Origin of the sequence: Cognatazoarcus halotolerans (assembly GCF_009800965.1) — a bacterium.
Lineage (GTDB): Bacteria > Pseudomonadota > Gammaproteobacteria > Burkholderiales > Rhodocyclaceae > Cognatazoarcus > Cognatazoarcus halotolerans.
The window spans coordinates 165,003-184,140 of record NZ_WUAF01000008.1 but is presented as its reverse complement, the minus strand read 5'-3'; the positions used below and the strand labels follow the sequence as shown (position 1 = coordinate 184,140).

Here is a 19,138-nt window from a genome sequence, read left to right as displayed (position 1 = left end):
TCCCCATGTACCGTTACGACGCATATGACCAGCGCAATGTAGATGAGCGCGTTGCCCAGTTCCGCGATCAAACGCACCGTTATCTCGCTGGCGAACTGAGCGAAGACGAATACCGCCCGCTGCGCCTCCAGAACGGCCTCTACATTCAGCGCCAGGCGCCGATGTTGCGCATTGCGATCCCGTACGGCAACCTCAGCTCGACCCAACTTCGCAAGCTTGCCGCGATCACCCGCAAGTATGACAAGGGCTACGGCCACTTCAGTACCCGCCAGAACCTGCAGCTCAACTGGCCGGCCCTGGAGAACGTGCCCGAGATCCTGGCGGAGCTGGCCACCGTGCAGATGCATGCAATCCAGACCTCCGGCAATTGCATCCGCAACGTGACTTCCGACCCCTTCGCAGGCGTGGCCGGCGACGAGATCATTGACCCGCGCCCGTGGTGCGAAATCCTGCGCCAATGGAGCAGCTTCCATCCCGAATTCACCCATCTGCCGCGCAAGTTCAAGATCGCGGTGAACGGTGCGGAGCATGACCGCGCGGTGATCCAGGCCCACGACATCGGCCTCGATCTCGTCAAGAATGCCGAAGGCGCGATCGGATTCCGGGTACTTGTCGGCGGCGGTCTAGGCCGCACGCCGGTCATTGGCAAGGAAATCAGTCCGTTCGTACCCTGGCAGCACCTGCTCACCTACTGCGAGTCGATCCTGCGCGTATACAACCGCCACGGCCGCCGCGACAACCTCTACAAGGCCCGCATCAAGATCCTCGTCAACGCACTGGGCATCGAGGAATTCCGGCGCCAGGTGGAGGAGGAATGGATTCATCACAAGGACGGCCCGGGCACGCTGACGGTCGACGAGGTGCATCGCATTGCCGACCACTTCGATGATCCAGCCTACGCGACGCTGCCGGCCGATGATCTTGGTTTCGAGCAGAAGCGCGTAGAGAACAAACCCTTCGCAGCCTGGGTGAAGCGCAACGTGCGTTCCCACAAACAGCCGGGCTACGCCGCGGTGGTGTTGTCACTCAAGAAGACCGGTGTGGCGCCCGGCGATATCACCGCCGAACAGATGGATCTCGTTGCCGACTGGGCAGATGCCCATGCCTTCGGCGAACTGCGTGTCACCCATGAACAGAATCTGGTGCTGGCTGACGTGAAGAAAAGTGATCTCTTCGCGCTCTGGCAGAAGGCTCGCGACGCCGGTCTGGCGACGCCCAACATCGGCCTTCTGACCGACATCATCTGCTGCCCGGGTGGTGATTTCTGCAACCTCGCGAATGCCAAGTCGATTCCCATCGCGGAGGCGATCCAGCGACGTTTTGACGACCTCGACTATCTCTACGACATCGGCGAGCTCGAGCTCAACATCTCGGGCTGCATGAACGCCTGCGGACATCACCACGTGGGTCATATCGGTGTGCTCGGAGTCGATAAGAACGGTTCCGAGTGGTACCAGGTCACCATCGGCGGCGATCAGGGCAACGATGCCGCGATCGGCAAGGTCATCGGTCGCGCCTTTGCGGCCGCCGAAATGCCCGACGTGATCGCGAAGCTGATTGAGACCTATATCGACAATCGCCACGAAGACGAGCGCTTCGTGGACACCGTGCGCCGTATCGGCCTCGACCCGTTCAAGACCCGGGTGTACGGCGAACAACAGACGCAAAGGAAAGTGGTCAATGGCTAAGCTCATCAAGAATGGCCGGATCGTCAGCGACGACTGGCAGATCGTGCTGCTCGGCGAAGACGGGCGGGCCGAGGATCTCGCGCTTCCAGCCGGGAAAGTCATCGTGCCGCTGTCGGTGTGGCAGGCGCAACGCGAACCCATCGCAGCCCGCCAGGGTGAGATCGCCGTCTGGCTGGACGGCAGCGACGATCCGGCGCAGATCGTCGCCGACCTCGCCGCGCTGCCGCTGGTGGCGATCCGCTTTCCCAAGTTCACCGACGGCCGCGGATACTCGAGCGCCGCACTGCTGCGTACCCGCTACGGCTACACCGGCGAGCTGCGCGCGATCGGTGAGGTGCTGCGCGATCAGTTCCAGGCCTTCACGCGCTGCGGCTTCGACGCGCTTCAGCCAGCACAAGACCGCTATACGGACGAGCAACTAGAACGGGCTCTCGCCAGCCTCGGGGACTTCTCGGCGCCCTACCAGCGTTCGGTGACGGAGACTGAGCCGCTGTTCCGCCGTCAGCAACGAGGGCTCGCGGCATGAGCGGCGCCGTCTCGATCCTGCGGCCGGCAGCGAAGAATCCCGCCACCAGCCCTCATCTAAGCCCCGAGCTGACTGCGACCGTGCAGCAGAAGTCCGCCTCGGCACTCGACTTTCTAAAGGCTTCTCTGACCGAGTTCGGCAGCGAAGGTCAGCTGACCTTCGCCAACAGCTTCGGCGCCGAAGACATGGTGCTCACCGATCTGATCCTGCGCGAGGCGCTGCCGATCGAGATATTCTCGCTCGACACCGGTCGCCTGCCGGCCGAAACCTACACCCTGATGGGCGAGGTCGAGCAGCGTTACGGCCGCAAACTCAAGGTCTTCTTCCCAGAGTCCGGGGCGGTCGAAGCCTATGTCCGCGGCAACGGCATCAATGCCTTCTACGACTCTATCGAGATGCGCAAGGCCTGCTGCCAGATCCGCAAGGTCGAACCGCTCAAGCGTGCGCTGGCCGGCAAGAGGGCCTGGATCACCGGTCTGCGCGCGGCCCAGTCCCCGACGCGCGCCGCCTTGCCGACACGCGAATTCGACGCCGGCAACGGTCTCGAGAAACTCAACCCCTTGTCCGACTGGTCGGAAGCCGAGGTGTGGGCCTACATCCGCCTGCATGAAGTGCCCTACAACGCGCTCCACGACCAGTTCTACCCGAGCATCGGTTGCGCGCCCTGCACCCGCGCGGTCGCAGTCGGCGAGGACGTCCGCGCCGGACGCTGGTGGTGGGAAGACCCGGCCAGCAAGGAATGTGGCCTGCATGTGAAGAAGAGCGTGTAGCCCCCGGCTTCCATGTACAAGCCCCGATCAATCCCGAATCACCGACAAGCAAAATGAGCACACTCACCAAACAGACCCTCAGCCACCTCGACTGGCTGGAAGCCGAAGCCATCCACATCCTGCGCGAGGTTGCCGGCCAGTGCAGCAATCCAGTGCTGCTCTTCTCGGGCGGCAAGGATTCGGTCTGCCTGCTGCGCCTCGCCGAAAAGGCCTTCCGGCCGGGACGCTTCCCCTTCCCGCTGATGCACATCGACACCGGCCACAACTACGAGGAAGTCATTGCCTTCCGCGACAAGCGTGCCGCCGAACTCGGTGAGCGCCTGATCGTGCGTTCGCTCGAAGACTCAATGGCGCGCGGCAGCATCGTGCTCAAACATCCGCTCGAGTCGCGCAACAAGCACCAGTCGGTGACCCTGCTCGAAGCGATCGAGGAATTCGGCTTCGACTGCTGCATCGGCGGTGCACGTCGCGACGAGGAGAAGGCGCGCGCCAAGGAGCGCATCATGAGCTTCCGCGACGAGTTCGGTCAGTGGGATCCCAAAAACCAGCGCCCCGAACTGTGGAATCTCTTCAACGCGCGGACCCACAAGGGCGAAAACATCCGCGCCTTCCCGATCAGCAACTGGACCGAACTCGACGTGTGGCAGTACATCCAGCGCGAACAGCTCGAGCTGCCCTCGATCTATTTCGCCCACACCCGCTCGGTGGTACGCAAGAACGGGCTGCTGCAGCCGGTCACCGAGCTCACCCCGGCGAAGCCCGAAGACAAGGTCGAAGAGGTGCTGGTGCGCTTCCGCACGGTTGGCGACATCAGCTGTACCGCCCCGGTCGAGTCCGATGCGGACACCCTCGACAAGATCCTCGCCGAGACGGCGACCACGACGATCACCGAACGCGGCGCCACGCGAATGGACGACCAGACCTCGGAAGCCTCGATGGAGCAACGCAAGAAGGAAGGGTATTTCTGAGACGCCTGCCGATGCGGGACCCGCCTCCCGCAGCAGTGCCATACGCCCAATACCCCGGAACGCCAGTCACCTCATGCCTACGATCGAAACCATGAATGCACCTCATCCCCTCGGCCCCGATGCGGCCGACCACGGCCTGCTCCGCTTCCTCACCTGCGGCAGCGTAGACGACGGCAAGAGCACCCTGATCGGTCGCCTGCTGTTCGACAGCAAGACCATCCTCGCGGACACCCTCAACGCCATCGAGAAAACCTCGGCCAAGCGCGGCATGACCGCAGTAGACCTGTCCCTGCTCACCGACGGCCTGCAGGCCGAACGCGAGCAAGGCATCACCATCGACGTGGCCTACCGTTACTTCACCACCGGTACCCGCAAGTACATCATCGCCGACGCGCCCGGCCACGAGCAGTACACCCGCAACATGGTCACCGCCGCCTCGACCGCCAACCTCGCGATCATCCTCGTCGATGCCCGCAAGGGCGTGCAGACCCAGACCCGTCGCCACTCCTACCTCGCCAGCCTAGTCGGCATTCCGCACCTGTTGGTGGCGGTCAACAAGATGGATCTGGTCGATTACGACCAGGCCGTCTTCGAGAAGATCAAGGCCGACTACCTGGCCTTTGCGGAAAAGCTCGGCATCAAGGACCTGCGCTTCATCCCGCTGTCCGCACTCAATGGCGACATGGTGGTGGATCGTGGCGAGCGCCTCGGCTGGTACAACGGGCCCACGCTCATGAACATTCTCGAGACCACGCCGGCGGCGCACACCGAAAAGGCCGAGGATTTCCGCTTTCCGGTGCAGTTCGTGTGCCGCCCGCAGGACTCCGCCAATCCCGCCCTGCACGACTATCGCGGCTTCATGGGACGAGTCGAGTCTGGCGAGATCGCCGTCGGCGACGCGGTGACGGTGCTCCCCTCAGGCCTCACCAGCACGGTCAAGGCGATCGAGATCGGCGGTGAACAAATCGCCTGCGCGATCCACGAGCAGTCCGTCAGCATCCTGCTCGCCGACGAGATCGACATCTCGCGTGGCGACATGATCATCAAGACCGCGGAGCAGCCACTCACCACCAAGCAGGTCGATGCCACGGTGTGCTGGTTGTCGGAGACCCCGATGTCACCTGCCCGCACCTATCTGCTGCGCCACACCTCGCGCGAGGTGAAGGCCAAGATCGCCAAGATCGACTACCGCCTCGACGTGAACACCCTCGAGCAGGAAAGCACCGCCACGCTGGCGATGAACGACATTGCCCAACTCACGCTGAAGCTTGCCCAACCGATTTTCGCCGATGCCTACGACAAGAACCGCTCGACGGGCGCCTTCATCATCATCGACGAAAGCACCAACAATACGGTTGGTGCCGGAATGATCGACGGCTGATCACCTTCGCCGAATCCATGCACCGAACGGGTCGCACAAGTGCGGCCCGTTCTTCCATTGTGCATGCACCAATACCGCGCTCTGGCGCCAGCAAGGTGCATGCCCAGGGACATGAACGTGCGTTCTCGCCCACGCTCACCCTGGCCAAGATGATCGATTCCGATCAAGAAACGCATAGAGATTTCATTAAATTCAATATCTTGCAGATGACTCGCGGACCGAAGGCCGGACCCGAAGATTTCTGGCACGTTTGACGCTTGCATCGACTGGCCAACCCGGCTGAAACCCGACAGATCACCCGGCCTTTCCGGCAAGGGCCTGCAGGAACGTTCAACCGGCAAGGCGCAAGAATCCAGCATCCCAGAAATCCGAAAAGGAGACTCGTCATGCCCAGCCGTCCGATTCATCAGGTGATTGCCGACCGCACTTTCGTTTGCGTTCCGATCGACATGCCGGTTCGAGCCGTCACGCAACTCATGCAGGATTACCGCCAGAGTGCCGCACTGGTTACGGAGCATGGCGTACTGACGGGTATCTTCACCGAGCGGGACGCCACATTCCGGGTGCTCGCCTCCGGCCTCGATGCTGACACCACGCCCGTGGGCGAGGTATTGACACATAACCCGCAGACAATCACTGATGATCGCCCCTTCGGCCACGCGCTGCACATGATGTACGAAGGCGGCTTCCGCCACGTCCCGGTCGTGTCGGCCGATGGACGCCCCCTCGGACTGATCGCCTCGAGCGACGCACTCGACCTCGATGCCCTTCAGTTCGGAGAAGAGCTGATTCGTCGCGAGGAAATCGCCGTCATCCTCTGATCATCTCAACCAACCGATCGGCCGTGCTCATGAATCCAGGGGTATGCCGGTCGGGACAGATACCGGATTATTCTCGGCCCAGGTTACGACGGCAGGCAAAGCGCGGCCCAAGTCTGCTGAAGGGCGAGCGCATCAGCGCTTGCACGGTGCCGGCGCAGCGATAGTTCGAGTTCGATCCGCTTGCGCATGGGATTCCATTCGGCAAGCCGTACCTCGGGCACGATCGCGCGCAAGGCCTCTATCCGGAAACGCTGAACCAGCCCCGCCTCATCGAACAATGCGGCAACCCAGGGCATGTCGTTTCCCCAGGCGTCGCTATAGACGACCTGCCCCGCCAGTACTTCGTTGAGTTCCTCGGCAACGCTGCGGATCGGCCGGCCGTGACGCTCAAGGAGATCCCGGCTCAGCCTGTGGATGCGCTCCGCGGCAGGCTCCCACGCGCGCCAGAGCGGTGCAGGTCGGATCAGCCAGCACCTGGAGGTCCCGTCGGGCAGGCAGACGCCGATCTCTATCGGGTAACTGCCGCGTCCGAGCCCCGACGCCTCCACATCGATGAACGCCGGCAAACCATGCGCGCTGGAAACATGGAGCCCCATCTGAATACCTCCCCGAAGAATGGCCGCGGCAGACCTCACCTATATGCCTAGCAAATAGCGAACCAAGTTGTACAAACCGCGCGCCGCGCAACGGCCGTTTGCCCTCCACCACGGGTACAATAGCGCCCAGGCAGACGACGCCGGTTGGAGAGACTACCTTGAGCGAGGGAGGGAGCCCGCGCACCGACCGGCCAGCCAGACGCGAGTCCACAACCGTGCAGAAGAGGCCCCGACATGCCCGCACGATGGAACCGCATCCCCCGGTACGCCCTTCCGGCGTACCGGCACCGCAACGCGCGAGGATAGAACACATATGAAATGCGTCGATGATTTCCGCCTGACCTTCGACAAGAAGGAATACGTGCCGATCATGATCGGAGGCATGGGGGTGGACATATCCACGTCCGATCTGTCGCTCACCGCGGCCCGGCTCGGCGGAATCGGCCATATCTCGGATGCCATGGTGCCAACGGTGAGCGACCGGCGCTACGACACCAAGTATGTCCGCGACAAGCTCAAGAAATACAAGCACAACGTCGCAAACGAAGACAAATCGGACGTGCAGTTCGATCTCGCCCTGCTCGAAGAAGCACAGCGCGCGCACGTCGAGAACACCATGGCGCGCAAGGAAGGCAGTGGGCTGATCTTCATGAACTGCATGGAGAAGCTCACCATGAACGGCCCCAAGGACACCTTGAGAGTGCGTCTGGCCTCCGCGCTGGATGCCGGCATAGATGGCATCACTCTGGCCGCCGGCCTTCATCTCGGCTCCTTCGCACTCATCGAGGACCACCCGCGTTTTCGCGATGCCAAGCTCGGCATCATCGTATCTTCGGTCAGGGCCCTGCAGCTCTTCATCAAGAAGAGCGCGCGGACCGGTCGGCTGCCCGATTACGTAGTGGTCGAGGGCCCGCTGGCAGGCGGTCACCTCGGTTTCGGCTTTGACTGGGCCGAGTACGATCTCGCCACCATCGTCGCCGAGATCCGCCAGTGGCTGGTCGACGAGAAGCTCGAGATCCCGTTGATCGCCGCGGGCGGCGTGTTCACCGGCACCGACGCCACCACCTTCCTGGAAAACGGTGCCGCCGCGGTCCAGGTCGCCACACGCTTCACGGTCACCAACGAATGTGGCCTGCCGCCGGACGTGCGTCAGGAATATTTCATGGCCGAGGAAGATGACATCGAGGTCAATGGCATCTCGCCCACCGGCTATCCGATGCGCATGCTCAAGAACAGCCCGGCAATCGGCGCCGGCATCCGTCCAAACTGCGAGGCCTACGGCTACCTGCTCGACGCGAAGGGAAGCTGCGCCTACATCGTCGCCTACAACCGCGAGCTCAAGGCCAACCCGGAGGCGAGGCGCCTCAAGGTCATGGACAAGACCTGCCTGTGCACCCATATGCGCAACTTCGACTGCTGGACCTGCGGCCACAACACCTACCGCCTCAAGGACACCACGCATCGCAACGCCGACGGCACCTATCAGTCGCTGTCGGCGGAGCATGTGTTCAAGGATTACCAGTTCAGCAAGGATCACAAGATCGCGCTCCCGCCGCTCGAGTAAGCCCCGCTTCGGCCGGGCCAGACCCGTTTGGTGCAGGCCGGAACTCGCCGCCCACCAAAGCCCTCTGACACTCAGGATCGCAAGGAGGGGAGCATGTTCCGGACTGCAGCGGGATTGTTGCTGACGATTGCGCTGACCCTGGGTGCTGCAACGACGGCTCTGGCGGGTAGCGTCGTCAGCCTGCGGCTCGACGGCATCATCGAGCCCGCCTCGGCCGACTTCATTGTCCGCGGCCTTGAGCGTGCGAGCGCAGGCGGCGCGGAACTCGTGGTGATCGAAATGGACACCCCCGGCGGACTCGATACCGCGATGCGCCAGATCATCAAGGCAATCCTCGCCTCGCCGGTGCCGGTCGCCACCTTCGTCCATCCCGAAGGCGCACGCGCCGCAAGTGCCGGCACATACATCCTTTACGCCAGCCACATTGCCGCGATGTCGCCGGCCACCAATCTTGGCGCTGCTACCCCGGTAGCCATCGGCATGCCCGGCGGTGGCGCCAGGGACAAGCCCCCGGCCGGAGAGCCAGCCGACGAGGCTGCGGACGCGCCCGGCGCCGCGAACGACAAGGCATCGACACCAACCGCCGCCCCACCAATTGGCGATGCAATGATGCACAAGGCCACCAATGACGCGGCGGCCTATCTCAAGAGCCTCGCGGAAATGCGCGGGCGCAACGTGGAATTCGCAGAACGGGCGGTGCGCGAAGCCGCAAGCATCTCGGCCATGGAGGCGAAACGCGAAGGGGTCATCGATTTCATCGCGACCGATCTTCGCGACCTGCTCGCCCAGGCCGACGGACGTGTCGTCAGCACCAGCGCCGGAGAGCGCACGCTTCACACACGCGACGCACAGCTTCAGGTGGTGGAACCGGACTGGCGCAGCCGCACCCTTGCGGTGCTGGCCAATCCGCAGCTGGCGGTGATCCTCATGATGATCGGGGTGTACGGCCTTTTCGTCGAATTCACCAGCCCGGGCTTCGGCGTCCCCGGCGTCGCAGGCGCAATCTGCCTCACGCTGGCGCTGTTCGCCTTCCAGATGCTGCCGATCAACTGGGCCGGCGTTGCACTGATCGGGCTCGGCGCTGCGCTGATGATCGCCGAAGTCTTCGTGCCAAGCTTTGGTGCGCTGGGCGTGGGCGGTATCGTCGCTTTCGTTCTCGGCGGCCTGTTTCTCGTCGACAGCGAAATTCCGGGTCTCGGTATTCCGCTTCCTTTCCTGGTGGGAACCGCACTGGTCAGTGCCGGGCTGATCTTTGCGGTCGGCACGATTGCATTACGGGAGCGCAAGCGCGCTGTGGTCACCGGGCGCGAGGAGATGCCGGGCAGTGTCGGCGTTATCACACTGGTAGACGGCGACGGCGCCCGCGCCCTGGTACATGGCGAATCCTGGCAGGTGCACGCCAGTTCGGCGCTCGCGCCCGGTCAGAAAATCCGCGTCACACGAATCGACGGCCTCACACTGGAGGTCGAACCGGTGGATAGCCGCCCAGCAACTGGAGCAAGACATGATGCCCTTTGACCTCAGCTTCGGCCTTGCGCCGGTCATCTTCATCCTGCTTGCGATCGTCGTCGCATCGCTCAAGATCCTGCGTGAATACGAGCGTGGCGTGGTGTTCACGCTGGGACGCTTCTCCAGCGTCAAAGGCCCGGGCCTGATCATCATCATCCCCGGCCTGCAGCAGATGGTGCGTGTCGACCTGCGGGTGGTGACCATGGATGTGCCGAGCCAGGACGTGATCTCGCGCGACAACGTCTCGGTCAAGGTAAACGCGGTGGTGTATTTCCGGGTCGTCGATCCGCAACGCGCCATCATCCAGGTCGAGAACTACCTGATGGCCACCAGCCAGTTGGCGCAGACCACGCTGCGCGCCGTGCTCGGCAAGCATGAGCTCGACGAGATGCTTTCCGAGCGGGAAAGGCTCAACACCGACGTCCAGAAGATCCTCGACGCGCAGACCGATGCCTGGGGCATCAAGGTGGCCAACGTCGAGATCAAGCACGTCGACCTCAACGAATCGATGATTCGTGCGATCGCACGGCAGGCCGAGGCCGAGCGCGAGCGGCGCGCCAAGGTAATCCATGCCGAAGGTGAGAAGCAGGCCGCCCAGAGTCTGCTCGAAGCCGCCGAGATGCTCTCCCGCGACCCTGCCGCGATGCAGCTGCGCTATCTGCAGACGCTCACCCAGGTCGCCAATGATCGCACCTCCACGATCGTTTTCCCGGTACCCAGCGAACTCATGCAGTCGCTCTTCGACCGGGCCGGCAAGAAGCCCTGAAGAGCACACCGCGCAAAGACAGCGCCCGCTCGGCAAAGTGTCGGGCGCGACTTTTGCGCGCAGCAGGTAAGCTTTGCCTGTCCCACACGATCAAACCGTTCAAGAACAGTTCACAGGAGAATCGGCATGACCGCCTACGATTTCGATCTCATTACCCTCGGCGCAGGCTCCGGCGGGGTCGCGGCCAGCCGGCGCTCGGCGGCGCTGGGGGCTCGGGTCGCAATCTGCGAGGGGAGCCGGGTCGGCGGCACCTGCGTGATCCGCGGCTGTGTGCCGAAAAAGATCTTCATGTACGGCTCACAGTTCGGCGAGGCCCTTGCGGATGCACCGGGCTACGGCTGGCAGATCGATGCCGCACGCTTCGACCTCGCAGCCCTGACCGCTGCCAAGAACCGCGAAACGGACCGACTCGAGGGTATCTACCGCAAGATGCTGGCCGATTCCGGCGTGGCGCTGCTGTCCGGATGGGCGCGCATCGTGGATCCGCACACGGTCGAAGTGGACGGGCGCCGTATCACCGGCGAACGCATCCTCATCGCCACCGGCGGCATCCCCAGCCACCCGAAGATCGAAGGCATTGAGCTGGCCATGAGTTCCAACGAGATCCTCGACCTGACCGTCCTGCCTGAGCACCTGCTGGTGCTCGGCGCAGGCTATATTGCCGTCGAGTTTGCAGGGATCTTCGCCGGCTTCGGAAGCAATGTCAGCCTCGCCTACCGCGCCGACCTGCCGATTCGCGGCTTCGACGATGACATTCGCCGCCGCCTCGCCACTGCGATGAGCGAACGCGGAGTCACGCTGAAACCCGGATTCTCGCCCGCAAGGCTCGAAAGGGCCGGCAATCGCTTTGTATGCACCGGGGCCGACGGCAGTACCATCGAGGCCGACGCGGTGCTCTCGGCGCTGGGACGTTCACCCAATACCCAGGGCCTCGGACTCGAGTCCGTCGGCGTCGCCACGGCGCCGGGCAGCGGTGCGATTCCGGTGGACCAGTGGTCGCGCACCAGCGTGCCGAGCATCTTCGCGGTCGGCGATGTGACGAACCGCGCCAACCTCACCCCCGTAGCAATCGCCGAAGGACGCGCCTTCGCAGAAACCGAATTCGGCGGCGCACCGCGATCGGTAGATCATCGCCTGATCGCCACGGCGGTGTTCTCCCAGCCGCCGATCGGCACCATCGGCCTGTCCGAAGCGGACGCGATCGAAGCAGGCCACGACGTGCGCGTCTTCGAGGCCGACTTCAGGCCGATGAAGAACACCATCTCGGGACGTACCGAGCGAGCCTACATGAAAGTGATCGTCGACCGGAACGACGACAGGGTGCTGGGAGCCCACATGATCGGCGCAGATTCGGGCGAGATCATCCAGGCCCTCGCCGTGGCCGTCACCATGGGCGCCACCAAGGCCGACCTCGACCGAACCATTGCGGTGCATCCCACCGCCGCAGAAGAGTTCGTGCTGCTGCGCACGCCGCGCGAGTGATCGGCGGCCGGGTGCCCTAAGCTTCCGAGCTTGGGCTGAGGGGCCGGTCGGCGCCGCAATTCCAGCACTGGGCGAATTGCCCCTCCAGCAGTTCGCCACACGCCGGGCAGCGCCACACCGGCAGCTTTCCGGCATCACGCCCCGCAGCACGGATGACCGCCATTGCAGCGGACTCGTCCTGCAGCAACGGGATCCACAACTGTGGCCACGTCTCCCGTTGCGGGATGTCCCCGACCGCACCGGACAACCAGGTGTTGCGCACCTCGACACGGATCCCCGCTGCCCGCAAAAGGTTCGCCCAGTGATGTGCCTCTACGAGATTGCTGCAACGGGTGAGCAACTTCATCACATCACTCGGCGAAGGCGATGGTCACTCGCTTGTTGCGTTTGCCTTCAGAGCGGATGCGAACCACCCTGAGCGGGCCGATCTCCCCGGTGCGCGCGAGGTGGGTTCCGCCGCAGGGCTGCAGATCGACCCCCGGGATGTGGATAGTCCGCACACTGCCCTGCCCACGCGGCGGCTGGACCGACATGGTCTTCACCAGGCCGGGATTGGCATCGAGCTCTTCGTCACTGATCTGGCCGGTCTCGACCGGCGTATCCGCGGCAACCAGGGCATTCAGCCTTTCCTCGATCTCGGCCGCTACCAGTTTCTCCATCTCTATATCGAAATCAAGATGCGCCTTGTCCTCGGCCATCCTGCCACCGGTCACCGGTGCATCGACGACCGCACACAGCAGATGCAGCGCTGTATGGAAACGCATCAGCCGATGGCGACGCCCCCAGTCGATTGCCGCGGTGACGATCGTTCCAGGAGCAAGGTGCTCCGCACCTTCGGCCAGAACGTGCATTACTTCGTCAGACGCGGCCCCCTTTATCGTGTCGATCACCCGAAGACGCAGATCCTCTGTGGTCACCAATTCACCCGTATCGCCCGGCTGCCCACCGCCCGCAGGATAGAAAACAGTGCGATCCAGCAACACCTTTTGCCCGTCGATCCGTGTCACACGAGCCTCGCAGAGCCTTGCATATGCATCGTTGCGAAACAGCAGGTCCGTCATGGGGTTCTTCCTCTCTCGAATTGTTGGCGGTTCAGACCACACGCGCCTCGCCGGAGGGGCGCTCAGACCGTCGGAAGTACGATTGCGAGTGCGACCGAAAGAAAGGCCAGTGACGCCACGTTGCCGATCACCACCATCGAGGCGACCTTCTCAGGCTCCTGGTTGTAGCGTTCGGCGAAGATAAAGTTCAGCACCGCCGGCGGCAGGGCGCCAAACACAAGCAACAACGCCTGCTCCTGCTGCGACAGCTCGATCACCTGCATGACCAGTACGGCAAGCAACATGCCAAGCAAAGGCCGTGCAGTGGCACCGATGAGACCGAGTCTGACCTCTGAAATGCGCGAATCGGTAAGCCGCACGCCGAGCCCCAGCAGCATCAACGGAATTGCGATGTCACCAAGCATCTTGATGGCAACCATCAGGGGTGGCCATACCTCGAAGCCGGCCACACTCACCCCGATTCCGGCGAAGGTCGCCAGCACCGACGGTACCCGCCACAGATTCACGATGCGGATGTGACGATCGAGCAGCCACGCGCCGAAGGAAAAATGGAGCAGGTTCGAAACCATGAACATGACCACGGCCGGCGCGAGAGCCTCGTTGCCGAACGCAAGCACTGCAAGTGGAAGGCCGAGATTGCCGCAATTGTTGAACATCATCGGCGGCACCAGCGTCTTCGGATCCAGGCCAAGGCGTTTCGCGGCAGCCCAGGCGGCAAGGCCCGAGCCGACCACGACGATCAGCGTGGCAACGCCAAGCGGCACAAACTGCGCCACGGCAAAAGACTTGCTCGCCAGCGCCGAAAAAACCAGTGCCGGCACGAACACATCCATGTTCAGCTTGTTGGCGTGCGTCAGGTCAGGCTTCATCCAGCGGCCGACCACATAACCCAGGGCTGCGATCGCAAACAGCGGGAAGAGGATCGAGACGATACGAACAAACATGGCGGATCACTTTCGGCTGCCATGCTCGGCTCGCCGCGATTGAACGGAGAGCGGCCATTCTAGACCGCTTTCCAGCCCACCCCCAGTGCTTCGTGCCCTTGCTTCATCCGGCCGGTACGGCCGACCTACAGCACGTAGCGGGCGAGATCCTCGCGCTGGGCGAGCACCTCGAGGCGGCTGTCGACGTAAGCCGCATCGATCACCAGCTTGTCAAACCCGATCTTGCCGGCATCGAACGCAACCTCCTCGAGCAGCTTCTCCATCACCGTGTACAGACGTCGCGCACCGATGTTCTCTGTTTTCTCGTTCACCTGGAAGGCGATTTCGGCCAGTCGACGGATGCCATCCTCGACGAAATCGAGCTTGACGCCCTCGGTCCGCAGCAAGGCCTCGTACTGGCGCGTGAGACAGGCATCCGTACTGGTCAGGATGCAGGCAAAGTCGTCCACCGAGAGGGAATCGAGCTCAACCCGGATCGGAAAGCGTCCCTGCATTTCCGGGATCAGGTCCGAGGGCTTGGAGAGGTGAAACGCGCCGCTCGCGATGAACAGGATGTGATCGGTGCGCACCATGCCGTACTTGGTGCTGACCGTAGTGCCCTCCACCAGCGGCAAGAGATCGCGCTGAACACCCTGACGCGATACATCGGCACCTTGAGCACTGGAGCGGGCTGCGATCTTGTCGATCTCGTCAAGAAACACGATGCCGTTCTGCTCGACCGCTCGCACCGCATCGGTCTTGACTTCCTCATCGTTGATGAGCCGTGCGGCCTCTTCATCGGCAAGCACCTTCAGCGCATCGCTGACCTTCATCCTGGCGGTCTTCTTGCGGGCATTGCCAAGGTTCTGGAACATGCCCTGGATCTGCTGCGTGAGCTCTTCCATGCCCGGCGGCGCAAAGATCTCCGCGCTCATGCCGACGGCCGAGACCTCGATCTCGATCTCCTTGTCGTCAAGTTCGCCCTCGCGTAGCTTCTTGCGGAATTTCTGTCGCGTGGACGACTCCTCGGCGGGCGGTGCGTCGGTGCCGAAACCCACCGGGCGGGCAGGCGGCAGCAGGGCATCGAGCACGCGGTCCTCGGCATTGTCCATGGCCCGGTCACGCACGCGCTTCATCGCCTGATCGCGACCATCCTTTATCGCAACCTCAACGAGATCGCGGATGATCGTCTCGACATCGCGCCCGACGTAGCCGACTTCGGTGAACTTGGTGGCTTCCACCTTGATGAAGGGCGCGTTGGCGAGCCTTGCCAGGCGACGTGCGATCTCGGTCTTGCCGACGCCGGTCGGACCGATCATGAGAATGTTCTTCGGCGTGATCTCCGAGCGCAGCGGCTCCTCGATCTGGGCCCGGCGCCAGCGGTTGCGCAGCGCGATGGCAACGGCCCGCTTGGCGCGGGCCTGGCCGACGATATGCTTGTCGAGTTCGGAGACGATCTCCGGCGGTGTCATCTGGGTCATGGTGCGGTACCGGATAGGGTTTGTCGACGGCACAGCGCAGGAAGCGCGCGCCGCATCGATCTCAGCCTTCGATCAGCTCGATCGTGTGGCTCTGGTTGGTATAGATGCACAGATCGCCGGCGATCTCCAGCGAGCGGGCAACGATGTCCTCTGGCGGCATCTCGGTATTCTCGAGCAATGCCCGGGCCGCCGACTGGGCATAAGCGCCGCCACTGCCGATCGCAACGATGCCGTGCTCCGGCTCGAGCACGTCACCATTGCCGGTGATGATCAGTGAATTGTCCCGATCGGCCACCGCCAGCATGGCCTCGAGACGCCGGAGCATACGGTCGGTCCGCCAGTCCTTGGCAAGTTCGACTGCGCTGCGCAGCAGATGACCCTGGTGCTTTTCGAGCTTCTCCTCGAATCGCTCGAAAAGCGTGAACGCATCCGCGGTTCCGCCGGCAAATCCGGCGAGAATCTTTTCCTGATAAATGCGCCTCACCTTTCGGGCCGTGGCCTTGATGACGATATTGCCCAGCGTGACCTGACCATCGCCACCCAGAGCCACGCGCTTGCCGCGCCTGACCGACAGGATGGTTGTACCGTGATACTGTTCCATACGGGGATTTCCACTGAGATCGCGATCGCTAGCGGCGGGTCACGATCTGAGCCACCTGATCGACCCCCATCACCCGGAGCAGCGCCGCGACCATGTTGTTGACATGTCTGAAGACCACGAGTTTACCCTGAGCCCGCAAGGTCGCCAGAATATTGAAGAAGGCACCGGCAGATACGAAGTCTACCCGGCGCAAGCGCGAGCAATCGACATCGACCATTGCGCGCTCCGCGGCAAAAGCCGCCAGTCGGCGCAGCTGACCTTGTTCGTTGGCGGTGATATCACCCTCCAACATGAAATCACTGTCCGGGCGTACCGCAGCGGCCAGTTTCACGCGGTCTCCCGTCTGCTCCCCGCTCGGGGCCTCCCATGAGGGCGGAGACTCCTCAAAGGTGATCGCATAGTCGATCGCCAGCTCTTCGAAGCGATCGAACTCCCCGGCACGCTGCAACAGATCGAACAGGAGCTTCCATGACTCCTGGCGCTCGCGTCGGCCACAGGAGAGCTGTCCGCCAAGCATGTCGGCAAGGTGCCCGCAATTGAGCAATTCGAAATCGATTCGTTCGCGCTTCATCTCGGCAAGCGTCTTGCGCAGAATCTGACATCCCAGATCATCGGCGCCGCGCAGGCGGCCAAGATCCAGCCGCACGCCGCCATTGCCGCGCGCAAACTCCACCAGCTTGCCGAATTGCTGAGCGGCCTGTCCCGACAGGCTGCCGCTGAGCGTGACGCAGGGTACGACGCCTGCGGCCGGTGCAGGCGCCGCCACCGACAGGTCCTCCCACGAGGGAGAGGATTTCTCGAATCTTGCCGCATACGCCGCACTGCGTTGATCGAATCTGGCACGCTCGCCGGCGAGGCGATGAAGGTCAAGCAGCATCAGCCAAAGCCCTTCCCCGGCCTCTTCACCCACAGCGCCATCGAGCGCCGCATCGAGTACCGCCGCGGCCTCGACATCGTTACCATTCGCAAACAGCATTGCGGCCTCTTCGGCAACCGCGAGGAGCGCATCTCCGCCCTCGAGCACCTCGACCTTGTCGGCACACTGGGCGAGCGCACGACCGACATCGCCCGCACCCGAGAAATCGAGCGTGGACAATTCGGAGCGCGGCGCGCTCTTGCCGCTTGCCGCGGCGGGCTTCGCCCGCTCGTCGGTCCCGGGCTTCTTGCCGAAAAACGAGATCGCCAAACTAACACCTCACCTTGGCGTTGCCATTACAGCCACGAACTAAAGGTTATCACCGGAACCGCGGCTTTGCCGGCAATAACTCTCGCTTGCAACGAATCAGCCGGATCGCCTCCCACTCGCTTACCTTCGGACACAAAATGCCGGCCACCATGCCATCAAAGGGCTGGCGGCTTATCGGTTAGAATCGGCGCCATGTATGCCGTTCCATCACCAACATCCGAGCCGGTTTCGCCCCCGTTCGCGTGGCCTGTTCGCGTCTATTATGAAGACACCGACGCGGCCGGGATGGTTTACTACGCAAATTACTTCCGCTTCTGCGAACGCGCCCGTACGGAGTACCTCCGTGCGACCGGCTTCGAGCAGCAAACCCTTCGCGACGATCGCGGCATCGTTTTCGTGGTCCGGTCGGTACAGGCCGATTACCTGGCCTCCGCAAAACTCGACGACATGCTCACGGTGATCACCACCATCGAACGACTCGGCCGGGCCAGCATTGGTTTCGGGCAGAAAATTCTCCGCGACGAGGCACTCCTGTTCCAGGCGAGAGTCGATATCGCCTGTATCGATCAATCCCGCGGCAAGGCTGCGGCCATACCCGCAGACGTGCGTCGACAACTTCATCCTTCCTCCTCTTCATGACCATCACCACCGATCTTTCGATCATCAGCCTGATTGCCAATGCCAGCGTGGTCGTCAAGCTGGTCATGGCGCTGCTCGCGCTCGTCTCCTTCATGTCCTGGTACTGGATCTTCCGCAAATCCTTTGCCATCCGCGCCGCCCGGACCAAGACGAATCGCTTCGAGCGTGACTTCTGGAGTGGCGGGGATCTGAACAGTCTCTATCAGAGCGCAGTGAACGATCGGCACCATGCGGGCGCGATGGAGCGGATTTTTGAATCCGGCTACCGCGAATTCGCCAAACTGCGTGGCAAGAACATGGATAACGTCGCAACCATGGATGGAGCACGTCGGGCCATGCGCGCGACCTACCAGCGCGAGGTCGATGAGCTCGAAGCACATCTGGCATTTCTCGCATCGGTCGGCTCCGTATCTCCGTACGTCGGCCTCTTCGGAACGGTATGGGGCATCATGAACGCTTTCCGGGGTCTCGCCAACGTCGGTCAAGCCACCCTGGCCCATGTTGCACCCGGCATTGCAGAAGCGTTGGTCGCCACTGCGATTGGTCTTTTCGCGGCGATTCCGGCGGTTGTTGCATACAACCGCTTTGCCCACGACATCGACCGCCTGTCGATCCGCTTTGAGAGCTTCATGGAAGAGTTCTCGAACATCCTGCAGCGCCAGTTGCGCTAAGCGAACGGGAGCACTCGAATGCGCCAGCGCCGACTCATGAACCAGATCAACGTAGTGCCCTACATCGACGTGATGCTGGTCCTGCTGGTGATCTTCATGGTCACCGCACCGATGATCCAGACCGGGACCGTCGATCTTCCGAGCGTTGCCAATGCCTCGAACGTACCGACGCAACCGATCCAGATCGAGGTTGCGGTCGACGGAAGCCTGAAGATGCGCGAACCTGGAGGCAACGCACGGAATGTCTCCCTGGACGGATTGGTAGCCCAGCTGAAGGCGGCCCAGACCGAGAACCCGCAGCAGGCAATCGTGATCGCCGGTAACGGCAAGGCGCCTTACCAGACGATCCTCGATGTCATGGACAGACTGCAGATCGAAGGTCTGCAGAAGATCGGACTGCTCGTGCAGTCGGGTCACAAGTAAAGGTACGGAGCAGCACCCCAGATGGAGGGACCACGCCCGGCATCGCCGAAATCCGGAAAATGGATCTCGTTGGCACTCACCG

Annotated in this window: 20 protein-coding genes; 13 read left to right on the top strand and 7 right to left on the bottom strand. The window is 62.8% G+C overall.

Going from position 1 to position 19,138, the window contains the following annotated elements:
• Positions 1-5: 5 nt before the first annotated feature.
• The 6 genes from GQB03_RS12465 (at position 6) to GQB03_RS12440 (ending at position 6,154) form a co-directional block, all read left to right on the top strand.
• Positions 6-1,688 (top strand): nitrite/sulfite reductase, encoded by a 1,683-nt coding sequence (locus GQB03_RS12465; protein WP_159689606.1) that lies wholly within the window; start codon positions 6-8, stop codon positions 1,686-1,688.
• A complete protein-coding gene (locus GQB03_RS12460; protein WP_159689603.1) occupies positions 1,681-2,214 on the top strand; it encodes a DUF934 domain-containing protein in 534 nt (177 codons plus the stop codon). Before GQB03_RS12465 ends, GQB03_RS12460 begins: the two co-directional genes overlap by 8 nt.
• Positions 2,211-2,984 (top strand): phosphoadenylyl-sulfate reductase, encoded by a 774-nt coding sequence (locus GQB03_RS12455; RefSeq protein WP_159689600.1) that lies wholly within the window; start codon positions 2,211-2,213, stop codon positions 2,982-2,984. The genes GQB03_RS12460 and GQB03_RS12455 overlap by 4 nt, the downstream gene beginning before the upstream one ends.
• A 53-nt stretch (positions 2,985-3,037) precedes the next feature.
• The gene (cysD, locus tag GQB03_RS12450) at positions 3,038-3,952 is read left to right on the top strand and encodes a sulfate adenylyltransferase subunit CysD (RefSeq protein ID WP_159689597.1); all 915 of its coding nucleotides are present in this window, start codon (positions 3,038-3,040) and stop codon (positions 3,950-3,952) included.
• A 73-nt stretch (positions 3,953-4,025) separates the two neighbouring features.
• Entirely contained in the window at positions 4,026-5,333 is a 1,308-nt protein-coding gene (gene cysN / locus GQB03_RS12445; RefSeq protein ID WP_235027048.1) for a sulfate adenylyltransferase subunit CysN, read from the top strand.
• Positions 5,334-5,719: 386 nt separating this feature from the next.
• Positions 5,720-6,154 carry a CBS domain-containing protein gene (locus GQB03_RS12440; RefSeq protein ID WP_159689594.1) on the top strand — a complete coding sequence of 145 codons (435 nt, stop codon included), beginning with the start codon at positions 5,720-5,722 and terminating at the stop codon, positions 6,152-6,154.
• An 83-nt stretch (positions 6,155-6,237) separates the two neighbouring features.
• On the opposite strand, the gene GQB03_RS12435 is transcribed toward GQB03_RS12440, so the two are convergent.
• Positions 6,238-6,750 (bottom strand): 3'-5' exonuclease, encoded by a 513-nt coding sequence (locus GQB03_RS12435; RefSeq protein WP_159689591.1) that lies wholly within the window; start codon positions 6,748-6,750, stop codon positions 6,238-6,240.
• Between the two features lie 313 nt (positions 6,751-7,063).
• Between GQB03_RS12435 and GQB03_RS12430 the strand changes: the two genes are divergently transcribed.
• The 4 genes from GQB03_RS12430 (at position 7,064) to gor (ending at position 12,071) form a co-directional block, all read left to right on the top strand.
• Positions 7,064-8,314 (top strand): nitronate monooxygenase, encoded by a 1,251-nt coding sequence (locus GQB03_RS12430; protein WP_159689588.1) that lies wholly within the window; start codon positions 7,064-7,066, stop codon positions 8,312-8,314.
• 93 nt (positions 8,315-8,407) lie between these two features.
• A complete protein-coding gene (locus GQB03_RS12425; protein WP_159689585.1) occupies positions 8,408-9,832 on the top strand; it encodes an NfeD family protein in 1,425 nt (474 codons plus the stop codon).
• Positions 9,822-10,589 carry a slipin family protein gene (locus GQB03_RS12420; protein WP_159689718.1) on the top strand — a complete coding sequence of 256 codons (768 nt, stop codon included), beginning with the start codon at positions 9,822-9,824 and terminating at the stop codon, positions 10,587-10,589. The genes GQB03_RS12425 and GQB03_RS12420 overlap by 11 nt, the downstream gene beginning before the upstream one ends.
• Positions 10,590-10,715: 126 nt before the next feature.
• On the top strand, positions 10,716-12,071 hold the full coding sequence (gor, locus tag GQB03_RS12415; protein WP_159689582.1) for a glutathione-disulfide reductase: 1,356 nt from the start codon (positions 10,716-10,718) through the stop codon (positions 12,069-12,071).
• A 16-nt stretch (positions 12,072-12,087) separates the two neighbouring features.
• Here the strand turns inward: gor and GQB03_RS12410 are convergent, their stop codons facing one another.
• The 6 genes from GQB03_RS12410 to GQB03_RS12385 all read right to left on the bottom strand — a co-directional run bounded on the left by GQB03_RS12410 (position 12,088) and on the right by GQB03_RS12385 (position 17,323).
• The gene (locus GQB03_RS12410) at positions 12,088-12,417 is read right to left on the bottom strand and encodes a putative signal transducing protein (RefSeq protein ID WP_159689579.1); all 330 of its coding nucleotides are present in this window, start codon (positions 12,415-12,417) and stop codon (positions 12,088-12,090) included.
• 4 nt (positions 12,418-12,421) lie between these two features.
• The gene (locus GQB03_RS12405; RefSeq protein WP_159689576.1) at positions 12,422-13,132 is read right to left on the bottom strand and encodes an alanyl-tRNA editing protein; all 711 of its coding nucleotides are present in this window, start codon (positions 13,130-13,132) and stop codon (positions 12,422-12,424) included.
• Positions 13,133-13,194: 62 nt separating this feature from the next.
• Positions 13,195-14,076 (bottom strand): AEC family transporter, encoded by an 882-nt coding sequence (locus tag GQB03_RS12400; protein WP_159689573.1) that lies wholly within the window; start codon positions 14,074-14,076, stop codon positions 13,195-13,197.
• A gap of 125 nt (positions 14,077-14,201) precedes the next feature.
• A complete protein-coding gene (gene hslU, locus GQB03_RS12395; RefSeq protein WP_159689570.1) occupies positions 14,202-15,536 on the bottom strand; it encodes an ATP-dependent protease ATPase subunit HslU in 1,335 nt (444 codons plus the stop codon).
• 61 nt (positions 15,537-15,597) lie between these two features.
• A complete protein-coding gene (hslV, locus tag GQB03_RS12390) occupies positions 15,598-16,137 on the bottom strand; it encodes an ATP-dependent protease subunit HslV (RefSeq protein ID WP_159689567.1) in 540 nt (179 codons plus the stop codon).
• Between the two features lie 28 nt (positions 16,138-16,165).
• Positions 16,166-17,323 carry an STAS domain-containing protein gene (locus GQB03_RS12385; RefSeq protein WP_235027047.1) on the bottom strand — a complete coding sequence of 386 codons (1,158 nt, stop codon included), beginning with the start codon at positions 17,321-17,323 and terminating at the stop codon, positions 16,166-16,168.
• A gap of 192 nt (positions 17,324-17,515) precedes the next feature.
• Between GQB03_RS12385 and ybgC the strand changes: the two genes are divergently transcribed.
• Genes ybgC through GQB03_RS12370 form a run of 3 tightly spaced genes read left to right on the top strand, consistent with a single transcriptional unit; the run spans position 17,516 to position 19,056 of the window.
• The gene (gene ybgC, locus GQB03_RS12380) at positions 17,516-17,962 is read left to right on the top strand and encodes a tol-pal system-associated acyl-CoA thioesterase (protein WP_159689564.1); all 447 of its coding nucleotides are present in this window, start codon (positions 17,516-17,518) and stop codon (positions 17,960-17,962) included.
• A complete protein-coding gene (gene tolQ, locus GQB03_RS12375) occupies positions 17,959-18,633 on the top strand; it encodes a protein TolQ (protein ID WP_159689561.1) in 675 nt (224 codons plus the stop codon). The genes ybgC and tolQ overlap by 4 nt, the downstream gene beginning before the upstream one ends.
• Positions 18,634-18,651: 18 nt before the next feature.
• Positions 18,652-19,056 carry an ExbD/TolR family protein gene (locus GQB03_RS12370; RefSeq protein WP_159689558.1) on the top strand — a complete coding sequence of 135 codons (405 nt, stop codon included), beginning with the start codon at positions 18,652-18,654 and terminating at the stop codon, positions 19,054-19,056.
• The last annotated feature ends 82 nt before the right edge of the window (positions 19,057-19,138 follow it).